This window comes from Buchnera aphidicola (Cinara cf. splendens/pseudotsugae 3390) (assembly GCF_900698845.1).
GTDB lineage: Bacteria > Pseudomonadota > Gammaproteobacteria > Enterobacterales > Enterobacteriaceae > Buchnera_F > Buchnera_F aphidicola_AM.
This window is the reverse complement of sequence record NZ_LR217692.1, coordinates 97,487-118,164: the sequence shown is the minus strand read 5'-3', so window position 1 is coordinate 118,164 and position 20,678 is coordinate 97,487. Positions and strand designations below refer to the sequence as shown.

At 23.8% G+C, this 20,678-nt stretch carries 13 protein-coding genes; 8 read left to right on the top strand and 5 right to left on the bottom strand.

The annotated features are described in order from the left end of the window. Positions 1–25 precede the first annotated feature (25 nt). A complete protein-coding gene (gene ndhC / locus BUCISPPS3390_RS00530; protein WP_232036959.1) occupies positions 26–334 on the bottom strand; it encodes an NADH-quinone oxidoreductase subunit A in 309 nt (102 codons plus the stop codon). A gap of 448 nt (positions 335–782) precedes the next feature. On the opposite strand from ndhC, the gene dnaK reads away from it, so the two are divergent. Together dnaK and dnaJ are read left to right on the top strand one after the other, a co-directional pair. After that, positions 783–2,699, top strand: a complete 1,917-nt coding sequence (gene dnaK, locus BUCISPPS3390_RS00525; RefSeq protein WP_154060716.1) for a molecular chaperone DnaK — start codon at positions 783–785, stop codon at positions 2,697–2,699. Positions 2,700–2,840: 141 nt separating this feature from the next. Beyond that, the gene (gene dnaJ, locus BUCISPPS3390_RS00520; RefSeq protein ID WP_154060715.1) at positions 2,841–3,980 is read left to right on the top strand and encodes a molecular chaperone DnaJ; all 1,140 of its coding nucleotides are present in this window, start codon (positions 2,841–2,843) and stop codon (positions 3,978–3,980) included. An 86-nt stretch (positions 3,981–4,066) separates the two neighbouring features. Here dnaJ and rpsT read toward each other — a convergent pair whose 3' ends face one another. Then, positions 4,067–4,327: a 30S ribosomal protein S20 gene (gene rpsT, locus BUCISPPS3390_RS00515; RefSeq protein WP_154060714.1), complete on the bottom strand. Its 261-nt coding sequence runs from the start codon at positions 4,325–4,327 to the stop codon at positions 4,067–4,069. Positions 4,328–4,800: 473 nt separating this feature from the next. Between rpsT and ileS the strand changes: the two genes are divergently transcribed. The 4 genes from ileS to carB all read left to right on the top strand — a co-directional run bounded on the left by ileS (position 4,801) and on the right by carB (position 13,174). Next, complete coding sequence (gene ileS, locus BUCISPPS3390_RS00510; protein WP_154060713.1) at positions 4,801–7,638, top strand: isoleucine--tRNA ligase; 2,838 nt, start codon at positions 4,801–4,803, stop codon at positions 7,636–7,638. Positions 7,639–7,901: 263 nt separating this feature from the next. Next, the gene (gene dapB / locus BUCISPPS3390_RS00505) at positions 7,902–8,735 is read left to right on the top strand and encodes a 4-hydroxy-tetrahydrodipicolinate reductase (protein ID WP_154060712.1); all 834 of its coding nucleotides are present in this window, start codon (positions 7,902–7,904) and stop codon (positions 8,733–8,735) included. Positions 8,736–8,820: 85 nt separating this feature from the next. Further along, positions 8,821–9,948 carry a glutamine-hydrolyzing carbamoyl-phosphate synthase small subunit gene (carA, locus tag BUCISPPS3390_RS00500; protein WP_154060711.1) on the top strand — a complete coding sequence of 376 codons (1,128 nt, stop codon included), beginning with the start codon at positions 8,821–8,823 and terminating at the stop codon, positions 9,946–9,948. Further along, on the top strand, positions 9,941–13,174 hold the full coding sequence (gene carB, locus BUCISPPS3390_RS00495) for a carbamoyl-phosphate synthase large subunit (protein ID WP_154060710.1): 3,234 nt from the start codon (positions 9,941–9,943) through the stop codon (positions 13,172–13,174). Before carA ends, carB begins: the two co-directional genes overlap by 8 nt. 447 nt (positions 13,175–13,621) lie before the next feature. Here the strand turns inward: carB and rsmA are convergent, their stop codons facing one another. The 3 genes from rsmA to nfo form a co-directional block, all read right to left on the bottom strand. Further along, entirely contained in the window at positions 13,622–14,440 is an 819-nt protein-coding gene (gene rsmA, locus BUCISPPS3390_RS00490; RefSeq protein ID WP_154060709.1) for a 16S rRNA (adenine(1518)-N(6)/adenine(1519)-N(6))-dimethyltransferase RsmA, read from the bottom strand. Between the two features lie 1,183 nt (positions 14,441–15,623). Further along, positions 15,624–15,929: a 50S ribosomal protein L25 gene (gene rplY / locus BUCISPPS3390_RS00485; RefSeq protein ID WP_154060708.1), complete on the bottom strand. Its 306-nt coding sequence runs from the start codon at positions 15,927–15,929 to the stop codon at positions 15,624–15,626. Between the two features lie 82 nt (positions 15,930–16,011). Continuing rightward, positions 16,012–16,881 carry a deoxyribonuclease IV gene (nfo, locus tag BUCISPPS3390_RS00480; RefSeq protein ID WP_154060707.1) on the bottom strand — a complete coding sequence of 290 codons (870 nt, stop codon included), beginning with the start codon at positions 16,879–16,881 and terminating at the stop codon, positions 16,012–16,014. 286 nt (positions 16,882–17,167) lie between these two features. Here nfo and BUCISPPS3390_RS00475 point away from each other — a divergent pair, with 286 nt between their 5' ends. Both BUCISPPS3390_RS00475 and glyS read left to right on the top strand, forming a co-directional pair. Beyond that, positions 17,168–18,052, top strand: coding sequence for a glycine--tRNA ligase subunit alpha (locus BUCISPPS3390_RS00475; protein WP_154060706.1), 885 nt, complete (start codon positions 17,168–17,170; stop codon positions 18,050–18,052). Between the two features lie 3 nt (positions 18,053–18,055). Beyond that, the gene (gene glyS / locus BUCISPPS3390_RS00470; protein WP_154060705.1) at positions 18,056–20,137 is read left to right on the top strand and encodes a glycine--tRNA ligase subunit beta; all 2,082 of its coding nucleotides are present in this window, start codon (positions 18,056–18,058) and stop codon (positions 20,135–20,137) included. Positions 20,138–20,678 lie beyond the last annotated feature (541 nt).

Sequence of the window (20,678 nt, the reverse complement as noted above, 5' to 3'; positions counted from 1 at the left end):
GTTTATCTGTAAAGACATATATACTTTATTTTGAAACTATCCATTCAAATATATTATTTTTTACTAAATAAAATAAAGCCATAAATAAAGTATTAATAAAAAAACAAATTTTTAATAAACCAATCCACCCTAAATCTCGTACACAAACCGACCAAGTATATAAATATAATATTTCTGCATCAAATAAAACAAATAAAATAGCAAGCAAAGAAAACCTAATAGGTACCCTTAATCGAGCACTACCAACTGAAATAATACCTGATTCAAATGGATGCGGAATTTTATAAAAATACGATCTACCCCCTAATACATATCCAAATAATAACATTGACATACACATTAGGAATCCAAACACTATGAAATATATAAAACTTATATGTTGATCACTAATATTCATAAATATTTATAAACTCAAAAAATTTAATTAATAATAATTACCTATTATAAATACAGAACAAAATACATTATTTTGCATTCTATATTTAATATTTAGGAGTTAATAGAACAATTGTATCATTTTATAAATAAAAAAAGTTATAATTTTATAATATTAAATTTAATTAATAAATACTTAACCAGGTAATTATAACGATTATTTACACGTTTATTGCAATAAATATAATTATATTTTTTTTTTACCCTTGATGAAGAACAAACTGACCCCATTTAATTAATATTATCTATTTTATAAGATTTTTAATAATCACAAAAACGTTATTAATTTATAATTAATAAAATTATTTTTAGAAAAATAAAAAAATTTACATTAAAGGATCATTATAATGGGACATATTATCGGAATAGATTTAGGTACTACTAATTCTTGTGTAGCTATTATGGATAACAACAAAGCTAAAGTATTGGAAAATACTGAGGGAGAACGTACTACTCCATCTGTAATTGCATATACTAACGAAAAAGAAGTTTTAGTTGGTCAACCTGCAAAGAGACAATCGATTACTAATCCTAAAAATACACTATTTGCAATAAAAAGATTAATGGGAAGAAAGTTTCAGGATGAAGAAGTACAACGTGATATTAAAATTATGCCATATAATATTGTTCAATCAAAAAATGGTGATGCATGGATAAAAATAAAAGAAGAAAAAATAGCTCCTCCCCAAATTTCTGCTGAAATTTTAAAAAAAATGAAAAAAACTGCTGAAGATTACTTAGGAGGAAAAGTTACTGAAGCAGTTATTACTGTGCCAGCATATTTTAATGATGCTCAGAGACAGGCGACTAAAGATGCAGGAAAAATAGCTGGATTAGAGGTGAGAAGAATAATCAATGAACCTACAGCAGCTGCTTTAGCGTATGGTCTGGACAAAAGCAAAGGTAATAGAACAATCGCAGTATATGATTTAGGTGGAGGAACTTTCGATATATCAATTATTGAAATTGATGAAGTTGATAAAGAAAAAACATTCGAAGTGCTATCAACTAATGGAGATACACATTTAGGTGGAGAAGATTTTGATAATCGACTAATTCATTTTTTAGTATCAGAATTTCAAAAAGATAATGGAATAGATTTAAGTAATGATCCTTTAGCTATGCAGAGATTAAAAGAATCAGCTGAAAAAGCAAAAATAGAGCTATCTTCTGCTAAACAAACAGATGTAAATTTACCATACATTACAGCAAATTCCACCGGACCTAAACACTTAAATGTTAAAATTACTAGAGCAAAATTAGAGTCATTAGTAGAAGATTTAATTATTAGATCTATAAAACCATTAAAAGTTGCATTAAAAGATGCTAAATTAAAAATATCAGACATTCATGACATTATTTTAGTTGGCGGTCAAACTCGTATGCCGTTAGTACAAAAAAAAGTAGCGGAATTTTTTGGAAAAAAACCAAGAAAAGATGTAAATCCAGATGAAGCTGTAGCTATTGGAGCTGCTGTTCAAGGTGGAGTTTTATCCGGAGCAGTAAAAGATGTATTATTACTTGATGTGACTCCATTGTCATTAGGAATTGAAACAATGGGTGGTATTATGACCCCGTTAATCAATAAAAATACAACTATACCAACTAAACATAGCCAAACTTTTTCAACAGCTGAAGATAACCAATCTGCAGTAACTATACACGTATTACAAGGTGAAAGAAAACGTGCTTTGGATAACAAATCTTTAGGACAATTTAACTTAGATGGTATTCAAGCAGCTCCTAGAGGAATTCCTCAGATTGAAGTAACTTTTGATATTGATGCAGATGGTATTTTACATGTTTCCGCACAAGATAAAAAAACAGGAAAAGAACAAAAAATAACTATACAATCTTCATCTGGATTAAATCAAGATGAAATAAAAAAAATGATTAATGATGCACAAGAAAATTCTGAAAAAGACTTACAATTTGAAGAACTAATAAAAGTTAAAAATCAAGGTGACCAAATTTCTCACAGCACAAAAAAACAACTATCTGAATGTCAAGAAAAAATTGATCCCGAAACAAAATCGAATATTGAAAAATCTCTTCAAGAGTTAGAATTATCCCTAAAAGGGGAAAATAAGGAAGAAATAAATAAAAATATACAGACAGTTTTACAGCTAAGTTTAAAATTAACAGAGTTATTAAAAAAAGAATCAACTCCAAATAATACTTCCAATCAAGACGACAACATACAAAAAAACGAAAATGTAGTTGATGCTGAATTTGAAGAAATTAAAGACAAAGAAAAAAAATAAAAAAAAATAAATATTTTTGTTAACAAAATTTAATTACATATATATTAAATATACTAAAATATATCTAATTTTATGTTAAGGGTGTAGAAAATTTTCTCTGCACCCACATTATATAAATTTTATTCGGAACCATAATCAATCATGACACAACAAGATTACTATACAATTTTAAAGGTTTCTAATACTGCTAGTGAACGCGAAATAAAACAAGCTTATAAGAGACTGGCTATAAAGTATCATCCTGATCGTAACCAAGGAAATAAAACTGCTGAAGAACAGTTTAAAAAAATAAAGCAAGCATATGAAGTTTTAAGTGATAAAAAGAAAAGAACTGCTTACGATCAATATGGACATTCAGCATTTGAGCAAAATGGAAATAATGGAGATTTTCATAGTAGCTTTACTACTTCTACATCTGATTTAAATGATATATTTGGTGATGTTTTCGGTGATATATTTGGAAATAACAGAAAAAAAAATACAGAAAAAGGATCAGATTTACAATATAACATTAATCTTACATTAGAAGAAGCTGTTCAGGGAACTACGAAAGAAATAAAAATTCCTACATTAAGTACATGCCATTCCTGTTCTGGAAAAGGAACAGCACATGGGAAAAAATCTCAGACATGCACATATTGTCATGGACATGGACAAATACATATGAGAAAAGGATTTTTTAGTGTTCAACAAACCTGTCCAACCTGTCATGGTAAAGGAACAGTTATAAAAAATCCATGCAAGATATGTTATGGACAAGGTCGAATTAAAGTGTCTAAAAAATTATCTATTAAAATTCCTTCTGGAGTAGATACTAATGATCGTATCCGATTAAATAATGAAGGAGAATCTGGTCAGTATGGAGCTCAATCAGGAGATCTGTATATACAAATAAATGTAAAAAAACATCCAATCTTTACTAGAGAGGACAATCATTTACATTGTGAAGTACCTATAAATTTTGTTACTGCTTCTTTAGGTGGAGAGATAGAAGTACCTACTTTACAGGGGAGATTAAAACTTAAAATACCCTCTGAAACACAATCTGGTAAATTACTCCGAATACGAGGAAAAGGGGTTAAATCAGTAAGAAAAAGATATCCAGGAGATTTATTATGTAAAATAATAGTAGAAACACCAGTAAATCTAAATAGATCTCAAAAAAATTTATTACACCAATTAGGAAAAAGTTTTGGTGATTTTAAAGGAGAAAATAACAGCCCTAAGTCTAAAAGATTTTTTGACAGTGTAAAAAGATTTTTTGAAAATCTAACTCAATAAATAAAAAGAGGGTATTGCTATCTATGTAGCGATATAATAGATGCAATACTTGTGTCATAAAATTATATAATTTAATATAAAATATATTAAATTTGTTTAATATTTTTGATTAATATAGATTTATATCTAGCAGCTTTATTCGTATGTATAATTCCTTTAATAGCATATTTATCAACAATAGATTGAAACACACAAAATTCTTTGTAGGCTTTTTTCTTTTCTTTTTCTTTAATAAAAAAATATACTTTTTTCATAAATGTCTTAATAATAGACCGTTTACTCGCGTTACATTTTCTACGTTTTTCTGATAGAACAGCATGTTTTTTAGATGATTTTATATTTGCCAAAATAATTATAACTCCTGAAATAAAAATATTAAAAATAAATAGTATGTATTCTAATTTAATAATTTTAAATAAATTACATTAATATCACTAAATAAATATATATTATTTACGTCTATATTGTATATTTGAATATAACACTATTATATACAATAAATTAAATGATTCATGTTAATATAACATTACTATATATTTTACAATCAATAATATCAACTAAGAAGTATAAAATGTACCTTTATACATATTAATTTAATACATAAAAAAACATAAAAAATTTTATTTATTAAAAATAAGATATCAAAATACTGTATATAATACATAATTTTAATTATTACTGTACTGAATTTATATTGTTAATAAAAATTAATTTTTACAAAATATGTATTTTAAATACTACCAAAAAAAACATATCAATAATATTAATATATTTATGTATTATAAACAAATTCAAATTAATAATTACTTGGAAATTATATATGAAAAAAATAAAAACATCTTTAAATTTACCTCAAACAAAATTTTCTATGCAAGCAAACTTATCTATAAAAGAAACAGAAATACTTAAAAAGTGGAAAAAAAATAAATTATATGATCATATAAATTCAAGAAATAAAAAAAATAAATGTTTTTTTTTATATGACGGACCACCATATGCGAACGGAGATATTCATATTGGTCATGCTGTTAATAAAATATTAAAAGATATTATTTTAAAAGCCAAACGTATGTCAGGATTTTTTGCTCCATATGTTCCTTGCTGGGATTGTCATGGATTACCTATTGAGCAAAAAGTCGAAAAAATGTTTAAAAAAAAATTAGTTGAAGAAAATAAACAAAAATTTCGTACAAAATGTCATGAATATGTATTAAAACAAGTTTATAGACAGAAAAAAGATTTCATAAGGCTAGGAGTTTTAGCTGATTGGAAAAATATAAACTTAACGATGGATTATAATAATCAAGCAAACACGATACGTGTTCTATCTCGCATTATTAAAAAAGGATATATATATAGAGATCTAAAACCTATTTATTGGTGTTTTCAATGTCAATCTTCACTTGCTGAAGCTGAAATAGAATATCAAACAAAAAATTCATATTCTATTTACGTTTTATTTAAAATACAAGATGAAAATTTATTAAAGGATAAATTTTTTATAGAAAAAAGAAAAAAAAAAAAACAATGCACCGATATTTCAATAATTATTTTTACTACTACACCTTGGACACTTCCAACGTGTCAAGCTATTGCTATTAATCCAAATCTATATTATCAACTGATAAAAATAAAAAAAAAATATTATCTTTGTGAAGAACAATTAGCAATACGTTTATTCAAAAAAACTAACACAAAAAATTGGAAAATAAGAGGTTGTATAAAAGGAAAAAATCTAAAAAATTTAAACTGTATACACCCTTTTTTAAGTATTGTCGTTCCTATAATACTATCTAATCACGTATCTAATGAATTAGGTACCGGAGCTGTGCATATGTCTCCAGACCATGGATATGAAGATTTTATTGCATGTAAAAAATATAACATAAAACCTAATCAAACTGTCAATGCACGTGGCTTATATAACATTCCATTACTTAGCATATTAAATAATCTTCATATCTTTAAAGCAGAAAATATAATTTTACAATTATTAGAAAGCAAAAGAAAAATATTTTTTTTCGAAACCATTGAACATTCTTATCCACATTGTTGGCGTCACAAGAAACCAGTTATTTATAGAGCTACACCACAATGGTTTATTAAAACATCTAATCTTATATTAAAAAATAAAATATTAAAAAAAATTAAACAAGTTAATTGGATTCCAGAATGGGGAAAAACCAAGATGAAAAAAATGTTAAAAAATAGACCTGATTGGTGTATTTCGAGACAAAGAACTTGGGGTATTCCAATTCCATTATTTATACATAAAAAAACAGGAAAATTACATCCTAACACAGTATCTATTATGAAAAAAATAGAACAAAAAATTCAATTATATGGTTATATGGTATGGTGGAAATCTACCACACAAACATGGTTAAAAGACAATGCTGATATGTACGAAAAAATTAATGATGTACTTGATGTATGGTTTGAATCTGGAGCAAGTCACCAATTAAAAATATATAAAAATAATACTTATCAAACATCTAGCCATATAGCTGATTTGTATTTAGAAGGATCAGATCAACATCGTGGTTGGTTTATGTCATCTTTAATTACATCAGTAATTGTACAAAATAAAGCTCCATATAAAACAGTTTTAACTCATGGATTTGTTATTAATGAACATGGTCAAAAAATGTCTAAGTCTTTAAAAAATAACCAAAAACCAAAAGATATTATCCAAAAATGGGGGGCAGATATTTTAAGATTATGGGTAGCATACACTAACTATACCAACGATATGTCTATATCTCATAAAATCTTACAACAAACATCTGAACATTATAGAAGAATTAGAAACACGATACGATTTTTATTTTCTAATCTTTTTGATTTTAATTCATCTATCCATACCGTAAAAAATAAAAATCTATTGTTATTAGATCAGTGGATTTTAGAAACAACATATAATTACCAAAAAAAAATTATCAAAAATTATTCAATTTATCACTTTCATGACGTAGTACAAAAAATTATCAATTTTTGTTCTATTAAACTAGGATCTTGTTATTTAGAATTAATCAAAGATAGATTATACACTACACACAATAACAGTGTAGCAAGAAGAAGTGGGCAAACCGCTATATTTTATATTTTACATTATCTTATACGATGGATTGCTCCAATATTATCATTCACAGCAGAAGAAGCATGGAATTATTTTAAAGAGAATACAAAAATATCTATATTTACAGAAAAATGGTTTAAAAAAATACGATTTCCTTCAAAAAAAATTTATTATAACGCTTTTTTTTGGAAAAAAATATTCACTATAAGAAATGAAGTCAACAAATTTATTGAACAAGAAAAAACAACCAAATATATACGCAATTCACTTGAAATAATATTAATTTTATATGTAGATAAAAATTTATTTAAAATACTGCTCTCTTTTAACACCGAATTAAAATTTATATTTTTAGTATCTGAAACACAATTATGTCGATATTCTAATGCACCTAAAATAGCTTATAAAAGTAACTCCGTAAAAAACTTAAAAATCACAATAAAAAAAAGTAATAAAATAAAATGTCCAAGATGTTGGCATTATTCAAAGAAAAATAGATTTATCAAAAATATTATGAATCTTTGTTGTAGATGTCTAAAAAATATCAATAAAAAAGAAAATCAACATATTTTTTTATAAAAAAAATGAATCTACAAAAATATATATTAAAAATATATCTACAGAAATTATTCAATATAAAATTCTATTTTAAATACATTCATATTACATGCTTTTATCGTATCCAAGAATATTTATTTATATACAAACAACAATGTTATGTAATAATAAATATAGATTCTTTTTTTTATACAAAAACAAGATTTTAAAAAAATTATTTGCATACATACAATATATTTTTTAAAAATCATTATACATTACGTTAATAAGGGTAAGATATAAAAATGAAAAACATAAATACTAGTATAGTTATATCTGGAGCATTAGGTAAAATGGGAAAAATGTTAACCAAAGAAGCAGTAAAGCAGAAAAATATTAAATTAATCTACGCGTTAATTAAAGAAAAACACACACGTACACATGCTAGTTACAATAAAGAAAAGTATTCAGATAAAACAATTTTTTTTACTACTTTTAAAAAACTAAAAAAAAATAAACATGCTTTACCATTTGATACAATAATTGATTTTAGTAAACCAAATGTAACGCTAAAAATAATAGAATATTGTATTAAAAATAAAAAAAAAATAATTATTGGTACTACTGGATTTACTTCCATGCAAATGAAAACTATAAAAAAAGCATCTAAAATAATTCCAATATTATATTCACCTAATTTTAGTATTGGCATTAATATGATGCATACAATAATACAATATATATCTAAAATATTAGGCAAAAATACTGATATAGAAATAATAGAATCTCATCATAGAAATAAAATAGATGCCCCATCAGGAACTGCGTTACAATTAGGAAAAATTATTTCTAAATCTATGAATTGGAAATTTTCTGAATCAGCCATATTTTCAAGATACGGAAATGTAGGAAAAAGAAAGAAAAATAAAATTGGTTTTTCAGTTATCAGAGAAGGCAATACAATCGGAAAACATACTGTATTATTTGCAAATAAATATGAAAAAATTTCCGTTAAACATACAGCTACTCATCGTTCTATTTTTGCAAAAGGAGCTATACAAGCAGCTAGATGGATACATAATAAAAAGAAAGGTTTGTATAGCATGAATAATGTTATCAAAAGTATTCTTATTTCATAATAGTATACAGTATAAATATAAAATATCAGTTACTAATAAACAAATATTTTTTACATATCTGTGAAATATATATCAGGAAAATTTTATGACAAAATTAGCACACTTGATTTTAGAAAATGGAACTATTTTTTACGGAATTTCTGAAGGTATTGAAGGTGAAACAATTGGAGAAATAGTTTTTAATACTGCCATGACTGGATATCAAGAAATCATAACAGATCCCTCATATTACGGCCAAATAATTTCATTTACTAATCCTCACATTGGTAATATTGGAACTAACGAACAAGATGAAGAATCTAAAAAAATTTTTGCCAAAGGTATTATAACTAAGTCAATATCGTCAATAAGTAGCAATTTTCGTAGTATACAAGATTTATCAGAATATATAAAAAAAAAAAAAATTATTGCAATATCAAACATTGATACCAGAAAACTTACTCATATTTTACGAAAAAATGGTTCACAGTATGGATGTATACAATCAGAACTGTATATGAATAAAAAAAAAGCTATTATAAACATCCTACGTTATAAAAAAGAAAAAAAAAACAAAAAAAATATATCAATCGGAGTAAAAAATCTTCAAGAATGGATACCAGAGAAATCAATAAATGATATGTATCAAAAAAAAAAATTTCATGTTGCTGTATATGACTTTGGAGTTAAAACTAGTATATTAAACATTTTACATGAAAAAAACTGCAAAATCACGCTAATATCTCCAACTACTTCTATAGAAAAAGTAGTTTCTTTAAAACCATCAGGAATATTATTATCTAATGGTCCAGGAGACCCTAGATTATATACTAAAGCTATTAAAGACACGAAAAAATTATTAAATTTACCAATTCCTATTTTTGGAATTTGTTTAGGACACCAAATCTTAGCTTTATCATTAGGAGCAAAAATTACCAAAATGAAATTTGGGCACCATGGATCTAATCATCCAATTCAAAATATATATACTAAAAAAGTTTTTATAACCACACAAAATCATAACTTCACCGTTGATAAATTCTCAATACCAGAAAATGTGACTGTTACGTATGTATCTTTATTTGACAATACTATTCAAGGTATCGCTGTAAAAAATCATCCATCTTTTAGTTTTCAAGGACATCCTGAATCTACTCCGGGTACCCATGACACTCATATATTATTCGATAAATTCATTAAAAACATGCAAAATCAGGAATTAAAAAATGCCTAAAAGAAACGATATACATTCTATTTTAATTATAGGTTCAGGACCTATTGTCATTGGACAAGCGTGTGAATTTGATTATTCCGGGGTTCAAGCTTGTGCAGCTCTAAAAGAAGAAGGATACAAGGTCATACTAATAAACTCAAATCCAGCAACTATTATGACTGATCCTGATATGGCTGATAGAACATATATTGAACCCATTGACGTAAAGATCATTACTGAAATTATAAAAAAAGAAAAACCTGATGCCATTTTGCCTACCATGGGAGGACAAACAGCTTTAAATTGTGTTTTAAAATTGCATAAAAAAGGGATACTAAAAAAATATAAAGTAGAATTAATCGGAGTTACTATTAAATCTATTCAAAAAGCAGAAAATAGATCTTCTTTTGAAAAATCTATGAAAGCTATTAACTTAAATACAGCAAAATGTGGTATTGCACATAATTTTGAAGAAGCAAATAAAGTAATTGAATCTATTGGTTTCCCTTGTATCATTCGACCTTCATTTACTATGGGTGGTAGTGGTGGTGGTATTGCATATAATTATGAAGAATTTAAAAATATCTGTCTACTTGGTCTAGAGATATCTCCAATATCTGAATTGTTAATTGATGAATCATTAATAGGTTGGAAAGAATATGAACTAGAAGTAATCAGAGACATGTCCGGTAATTTTATTGTTGTATGTACTATTGAAAATATAGATCCTATGGGAATACATACAGGAGACTCTATAACTGTTGCTCCAGCTCAAACATTAAGCGATAAAGAATACCAAAATATGCGTAATGCTGCAATTATGATATTAAAAAAAATTGGAGTAACTAGTGGAGGATCTAATGTTCAATTTGCAGTAAATCCACAAAACGGAAAAATGATAGTTATTGAAATGAATCCTAGAGTATCTCGATCATCAGCTCTAGCATCTAAAGCTACTGGTTTTCCTATAGCACGAATTTCTACGAAACTATCCATAGGATATACTTTGGACGAACTTAAAAATAATATTACAGGAAATAACACTCCAGCTGCTTTTGAACCATCTATAGACTATATTGTAACTAAAATACCCAGATTTGATTTTAAAAAATTCCATGAATGTAATGATAGACTTACTACTCAAATGAAATCTATAGGAGAAGTTATGGCCATTGGTCGGACATTCCAAGAATCATTACAAAAAGCAATTAGAAGTTTAGAAATTGGATCTACAGGATTTGACATTAATATTAAAGTAAATAAAATAAATAATCTTGTTTTGTTAAAAAAAAAAATATATCATGAACTTCGAGAAACTGGTCCGGAAAGATTATGGTATATAGGAGAAGCTTTTCGCTTAAAATGGAGTATAAAAAAAATATACCAGCTCACACATATAGATCCTTGGTTTTTAAATAATATACAAGATTTAATTTTAGTAGAAAAAAATACTGCAAAAAAAAAATTATCTGATTTAAATTACATAAATCTAAAATATTTAAAATCTAAAGGTTTTTCAGATTTACGAATTTCTCAATTAATAAATGTACAAGAAAAAGATGTACGTCAAAAAAGATATGAATTAAAACTCCATCCTACATATAAACGCATAGACACTTGCGCAGCTGAATTTTCTACAGAAACAGCATATATGTATTCTACTTGGGAAGATGAATGTGAATCACTACCTACAAAAAATCCAAAAAAAATAATTATATTAGGTAGCGGACCCAATCGAATCGGTCAAGGAATTGAATTTGATTATTGTTGTGTTCATGCATCTCAAATACTAAAAAAAGATAATTATGAAACAATTATGATCAATTGTAATCCAGAAACTGTATCTACTGATTATGACATCTCTGATAGATTATATTTTGAACCTATTGCATTGGAAGAAATTTTAGAAATTATACGCATAGAAAAACCTATGGGTATTGTTATTCAATATGGTGGTCAAACACCCTTAAAATTAGCTAAAAACCTTCAAAAAGAAAAAATAAAAATATTAGGAACCCAACCAAAATATATTGATATTGCTGAAAACAGAAAAAAATTTCAAAAAATTATCAATCGATTACAATTAAAACAACCTAAAAATTACACTTCTAATAGTATTCAAGACGCACTAAAAAAATCTAATAAAATAGGATATCCAATTATTGTTCGCCCTTCATATGTTCTGGGTGGTCGAGAAATGGAAATAATCTATAGTGATAGCCATCTCATTGAATATTTTCAAAATCGCGATAAAAAATCAAAAAAACAAACAATTTTATTAGATCAATATTTAGATAATGCCACTGAAATAGATGTAGATGCAATTTGTGATAGAAAAAAAGTTTTTGTGGGAGGAATTATGGAACATATAGAACAAGCAGGAATACACTCTGGAGATTCAGCATGCGCTCTACCTGTTTATACTCTAGATAAACAAACTGAAAAAGAAATAGAAAAACAAACAAAAATTTTAGCTATTGAATTAAGAGTGCTTGGATTAATCAATATTCAATTTGCCGTTAAAAATAAAAAAATATTTATTTTAGAAGTAAATCCAAGGGCTTCACGAACCATTCCTTTTATTTCAAAAGCTCTAGGTATTCCTTTAGCCAAAATAGCGATGCGTGTAATTTGTGGAAACACTTTATCACAACAGAAATACATCAAAAGAATTAAACCAAAACATTATTCTGTAAAAGAAGTAGTATTACCATTTAATAAATTTCCAGAAACCAATCCTATGTTAGGACCAGAAATGCGATCTACCGGAGAAGTGATGGGCTTAGGAAAAAACTTTGCACTAGCATTCTATAAAGCTATGTTAGGAATATCTATACACTTAAAGACAAAAGGAATAGTATTATTGTCTGTACAAAAAAAAGATAAAAATTCTATTATAGATATTGCCATACAATTAAGAAAACTAAGATTTAATATAGAAGCAACACGAGGGACATTTTTAAAATTAAAATCTACAGGAATTAAAGCAGAATTAGTTAGCAAAATCTACGAAGGACGACCAAACATTCAGGATTTCATAAAAAATAAAAAATATATATACATTATAAACACTGCTGTAGATAACAAAAAAAATATAGAAACACGAAAAATACGCAATATGGCTTTAAAATATAAAATACATTATGATTCTACGTTAAATGGAGCATTTGCTACTGTTTCTGCACTAAAATATATTGGAAAAAAAAATATACTATGTTTACAAGACATACATCACAATAAATTTTAATTAATAAAATAATTATTATTGAATATTTATATAAATATTTTTATTTACGTAAATATAATTAAAAATTATATGAATTGTTTTATATTAAAATCTAAAAAATAATTGATAATTATATTTTATTTTTTAATATAAAATAAAATATGTAATACAAAATACTGATATTATTTAAATAAAACATTCTAAATGAAATCATTATATAATTATATAACCACAGAATTATATAGATATATAGTTACATAATAATATAACTATATAACCAAATAAAATCCACTGTTACAAAAATATAATCCACTATTATAAAATTTTATAGTTATAAATATAAAAATATAAAAAAGTCATATAAATATCCTTACAATAAAAGTATTTACATATATTTACAACATGAAATTTCATAAAAAAGCTATTTCTTAAAAAAATATTTTATTTATTGTGTATAAAATAATATGATTAAGTATATGATTTTAAAAAATTTTTTACTAATAATGAATACTGATACACTGAAACATTTTCAGCGCGAAAAAATGAATGGATATTTAATTTTAATAAAAGTTTTTCAGAAAAAATATTAGATAAATTACTCTTTAATAATTTACGTCGATGTTGAAAAGCAGTGCGAGTAATTAATTCTAAAGCAAAAAAATACTTTTCTATGCTATAATCATCATATTTATGATTATATGGAACAAATCGTAAAAAAATAGAATTTATTTTTGGTTTAGGAAAAAAATCAAATTTATCTACTGGAGTAATGGGCGTAATTCTATAAAAAAATTGAGCCATAACACTTAATTTTCCATACTTTTTATGTCCAGGATTAGCTAATAGACGATACGCTACTTCTTCTTGAAACATAAAATGCATATCATAAATATGTAAATTATACAAAATCATTTTTAAAAAAAAACAAATGGAAATATTGTAGGGCAAATTACCTACTAATCTGTAAAAAACATCTTTTTTCAAAGAAAAAAAATATCGAAAATCAAACTTCATAACATCAGTTAAAATAATATTCATTTTTTTATTATACTTATGACACAACAAAAAAAATATTATATTTTCATCTATTTCAAGTACAGTAATTTTATCTATAATCTCACATATAGGGAATGTTAGCGCGCCTAAACCAGGACCAATTTCTATAACATTATCAAAATTATTTAAATTCATACTTTGTATAATTTTTTTTATAATAATATCATTTTTTAAAAAATTTTGACCAAATCTTTTTACCGGAATATGTTTTTTATACATAATTCTATTCATATATTTACCACGTTGAATTTTTAATCATCTCTATGTAATTAAAAATTAATTAATTAATTAATTAATTAATTAATTATTGTTAAATACATAAGATCATTCATAAGAAAAACATTATTTATAAGATACTTTTGTATAGTACAATTAACAGTGATGATGCGTAAAAAAAGTCAACCAATTACGTTATTAATAATGATATTTATCATATATCTCTGAAATATCAACTAAACATTGATATATATTTTTATGTACATTCACCTATATTACATTATTTTATAAAACTGTATTTTTATGTAGTAAAATACTTATCTTAAAATAATCTTATTTATAGATAAAATTTAAATTTATTAAAAAAATAACAAAATTCATATATATATATCAATATAATATATTGAAAATACTATATTAGAAATAGTGTCTTTATTAAAAATAATTTTAAATTAATTTATATTTACATATATCTGAAATATTAGGTATTATATATTAAAATCACTTTATTTTTTAAAATTATTTGTAATAGTTAAATAAAACAGCAAAAACAATTATTGTGATGAATATTTTGCTATTAGCAAACTATTATTTATTTGATATATAATCATGTATATATAATACAATTAATCATTTAAATAAAAAATTTTTCTTAATCGAATTCATCTGATTTTAAAAAATGTAAATATATATAGTTTTATTATTAAAATATTAATAATTTTTTAATTTATTAAAAAATTATTTTATTAAAATTATAAACATTTGAATTATATTTTTACATATTCCTATTATCAAATTAAATTAAATACACTGTACATTCAAAGATTAATATTTAAAACATAATTTTAATTTACTTTACATAAATACATTTACATAAAAATATTAATTACAATTAAAAATTTTTTTATGTTTAACTATTATTATATATATATTTAAAATAAAATATAAAAATTTAATTTCTAAAAAATATTTTTATATTGTTAAAAAAATTTAATAGATAAAAATAATTTAAACTTTAAACAATCAAAATCAAAATAAAAATAATCGGCACGAAAAATTTAATACAAAAACAATTCTATAAATTGTATTAATACAAAAAACGTGCCGATACAGAATATTAGAAAGAAAAATCATTAAACATTATGTACTACAATTATTTTTTATAAAAATTAAACATATAAAATATTAAATTATTATCTTATTTTTCCATATCCACACAAAAAAAATCTATATGTAATAACATAGATTTGAAAGCATGATATTGAATATCTTTAACAATAACAAAAAATTTTTTCTCTTCTAAAATAATCACAATTTTTTGTGAACAAAATTCAATATTTTTTTGCAAATTAAAAATTACATCATGTTCTAAAGAAATCCATAGTTCTTGATTTAATTTTTTTTTACCATATATTACTCCTGGAACACGACGATATATTTTGCGTATATAGCGACTATTACTAGTACCTCGTTTATCACGGAAAATTGCATGTAATTTTATCATATAAACAACTCCAACTAATAATAAAAAAAATCTAATTAATAAATCACATTACTTAAATATCAATATAACATAAGATAATATCTTATACGTTTAAAATTTTTCTAGAATTCAACATAGACTGTTTTTTTAACCAACAAATTTCATTTTTCCACATACTTGTATCTTTAGTTTCCAAAATCATTGGAATTTTTTTGAATTCAACAATTTGAACGATCCATGAAAAAACATTCTTTTTTATTTTTCCATATCCTAAATTATGATGACGATCTAATCGACTATTAAAACTTCCTTTAGAATCATTAATATGAATTCCTGATAAATATTGAAAACCAATTAAACTGTCAAATTTTTTAAATGTTTCTAAAAAATCATTTTTTTTATTTAATCGATATCCTGCAGCAAATAAATGACAAGTATCCAAGCATACACCAATACGAGATTTATCTTCAATTTTATTGATAATAAATGATAAATGCTCAAAACAATACCCAATATTACTTCCTTGACCAGCGGTATTTTCTAAAACAACAATGATTTTGCGTGTTTTACTCAATACAAAATTTATGGAATTAGAAATATTTTCTAAACATTTTTTTTCTGTAATCTGATATAAATGACTACCAGGATGAATATTAATCATTATTAAACCCAATTCATAACAACATTTAATTTCCTTAATAAAAGTTTCACATGATTTTTTATTCAGTTCTTTTTGCGGATGACCTAAATTAATTAAATAACTACTATGCGGCAAAATTTGCAAAGGAGAATAATGATATATTTTACAAGATTCTCTAAAATTATATATAATATTTCTCTGTAACGGAGAATTTATCCATCGCAATGGATTATATACAAAAATAGAAAAAGCTGTTGCTCCTAATTGATGCGCCCGTAATACAGAATTTTCTAAACCCCCTTTAGTACTTACATGTGCACCTATATATTTCATATATAATTAATTATTCCTATTTAAAATTGATATCTTATAAAAAATAAATCTAGTATCAGAATACTAGATTGATTATAATTAATATACAAATATCATAAAATATTTACAATGTTTTTTGTATTTTGCTTATATAAGTGATAAAAAATATTATTAATTTTTTAATATTTATGCAATAAATATCACATTTGTATGTAAGACTATAATCAAAATAACGTAAAAATTATATCAAAGTAATATTACAATATATATTACCCACATTTCTAAAACTATTAAAAAAAGAAAAATTATGTCTATTCATCACAACACGTTTTATAAAACAATTTATACACTACAAAAATTTTGGCGTAAACATAACTGTATCATTCTACAACCGTTAGATATCTCTATAGGAGCAGCTACATTCCATCATCATACTTTTTTTAGTATTCTTAAAAAAAAATCTTCTTTAATAGCCTACTTGCAACCTTCCAGAAGACCATTAGATGGACGATATACAAACCATCCTAATCGATTACAACATTACTTTCAATTTCAAGTAATTATGAAACCTGCTCCAAATAATATTCAAAAACTATATTTATCTTCTTTAAAAAAAATTGGAATGGATATCAAGAATAACGATATTAGATTTATGGAAGATAATTGGGAAAATCCTACACTTGGAGCTTCTGGTTTAGGATGGGAAGTATGGTTAAACGGAATGGAAATTTCTCAAATAACATACTTTCAACAAATGGGTGGTATTACTTGTAACCAACCAACTATTGAAGTTACATATGGTTTGGAAAGAATTTCTATGCACTTACAAAATATAAATAATATCTATGATATTTTATGGGACACTAGTAGAAATACAACTAAAACAAAATATTCAGATATATTTTTACATCAAGAGCAAGAAAATTCTTCATATAATTTTGAATTTTCTGATACAAAACAGATATTAAAATTATTTACACTGCATATACAAGAAGCAAATAGACTAATAAACCTCACTATTCCTTTGTCTATTCCAGCATATGAACAAATGTTACATGCTATTCATTATTTTAATTTATTAGATTGTAAAAAAATATTATCAACAACAGATCGAACTGAACACATCTTAAATATACGAAAACAAATAAAAAAAATTGCTATACAATATATATATAATCAAAATAAAGAGTAAAAAATGAAAAAAAAAACATTATTAATAGAAATACAAACAGAAGATTTACCTAGCAAAGAGCTAACTACTATAGCCCAATTTTTTTATGTAACTATACAGAAAAAACTTCATAAAAATAACATTAAATACGAATCTATATTTTTATACTATACTTCTAAAAAAATAGCTGTAAAAATTTTTTTTTTATCATGTTCCAATAAATATATACATATAAAAAAAATAAGTCCTTCTGCTCAAGAATCATTTAATTCCAATAAAAAAATTACTCCTTCAGCAACACTATGGTCAAAAAAATATAATATACCTGCACAACAGATTGAAACTCAATGCATTAAAAACACTAAACATATTGCATATGCTAGTTTAAAGAAAATAGTTTCATTGAAAAAAACTTTAATACACATTATTTCTCATGCAATAAAAAAAATACCTTTAAAAAAATCTATGATATGGAATACTACTTCTATACGATTCTCTCGTCCAATACGTAATATTATGATATTGTTAGATGATAAAAATATTTCATTAAATATGCCTGGTATTACTTATAAAAATATTTCTTATGGACATTTTTTAATGATGCCTAAAAAAATAATTTTTACTCATGCAAATCAATATACAACTGAATTATTTAAAAAAAAATATATTCTAATTGATCACGAAGAAAGAAAAAAAAAAATATTTAGTCAAATACAATATTTATCTAAAAAAGCTAAAAAATCAGTAAATATAAATGAAAAATTACTAGAAGAAATTACAGCTTCAGTAGAATGGCCAGTAGCACATTTAGCTACATTTAAAAAAAAATACTTAAAAATACCTGAAGAAGTATTAGCGTATACTATGGAAAATAGCCAAAAATATTTTCCTTTATATGACAAAATAACGAATATTATAACAAATAATTTTATTTTTATTAGCAACGTTGATACTTTAAACTATAAAAAAATAATTCAAGAAAATGAGCAAATATTGCATTCAAAATTAAGTAACGTAAATTTTTTTATCAATACAGATCAAAAAATAATATTTGCAAAAAGATTAACATTATTAAAAAACATATCTTTTCATAAAAAATTAGGGTCACTGTATGAAAAAACTTTAAGGATAAGTAAATTAAGTCAATATATTGCTCATAAAATTAAAACTAACATTTTATTAACACAAAAAGCTGCCATTTTATCCAAATGCGATCTAACTACTAATATCGTAACAGAATTTTCTGCTCTTCAAGGAACTATTGGTATGTATTATGCGTTATATAACCAAGAAAATAAAAAAGTCGCACTTGCTATTAAAGAGCATTACTTACCAAATTTTTCACAATCTAATATACCAACTCAAAAAATATCTTGTGTATTAAGTATTGCGGATAAAATAGATACTATTATCGGAATTTTCAGTATAGGAAAAAAACCTACCAACAAAAAAGATCCATTTGCTTTACGTAGAGCAGCTGTAGGAATTATTCGAATTATAATTGAAAAAAAAATAAATATTAATCTTTTAAAAATAATTGCCAAATCTATTAATTTATATCCTCATATACAAAATACAAAAATAATAAAAAAATCAATTTTAAATTTTATATATTCTAAATACATATCGTTATATACAAAAAAACATAAAAAAAAAACAATTTTATCGGTTTTATCATTACAATTATCTAATCTTTATGATATTAATTCACGAATCAACGCGCTTACCGATTTCAAAAAAAAATATGACTTTAAAAAAATTCTTAATACTTATAAAAGAATCAACAATATTGTTTCCAAAATTCCAAAAAAAATAAAACTTATAAAACTAAATTCACATTACTTAAATTGCACTAAAAATTTCTTAACACATGAGAACAAATTAATTAAGCATATTCAATACATAAGAACAATACTAGATAAAAATAAAAATATAAATTATTTATATTTGTTAAAATGTATTAAAAAATTATGTGAACCTATAGAAATATTTTTTCAAAAATCCTTTGTATATGATTTAAATATAGAAATACGTTCACATCGTATTTTTATACTACAGAAGATACAAGAAATATTTTTATATATTACTAATTTTTCTAATTTATAAAAAAACAATCCTATATGCATAAAATGACTACAAGATATTTTATATACATACAAAAAATTTATATATTAAATTTTAATATATAATAAAATTATAAAAAATTCTGAGATTACGTGTATAATTTAAGTATAATATTATAATAAAAATTATGCACGCTATCCAGTAGCGTACTAATAGATGAAAAATACTAATATTCATTACATAAAAAAATATGAACTTATATATTTACTATGTAAGAAAATTTCTTGCTAAAAAAAAAATCTAAAATTATTTATATCAATATCTATTTTTTTAAAAATAATACTTAAAAATTAAATAAAAATCTAAAAAAATCAAACAAACATTTTATTTTTATACAAATTTTTAATAAAAAACATCACATTTAGAACATATAAAATATTTAAATATATTAATAAACAATACATTATGAAAATTTTCTACCATATTAGAATTCTAAAAAAGACTTAAAAACTATTATTTTATTAAAAATAAAATTTTTTATTATTTTTTTTGAAGTTCATTTCAATTATTATGTTTTATTTTT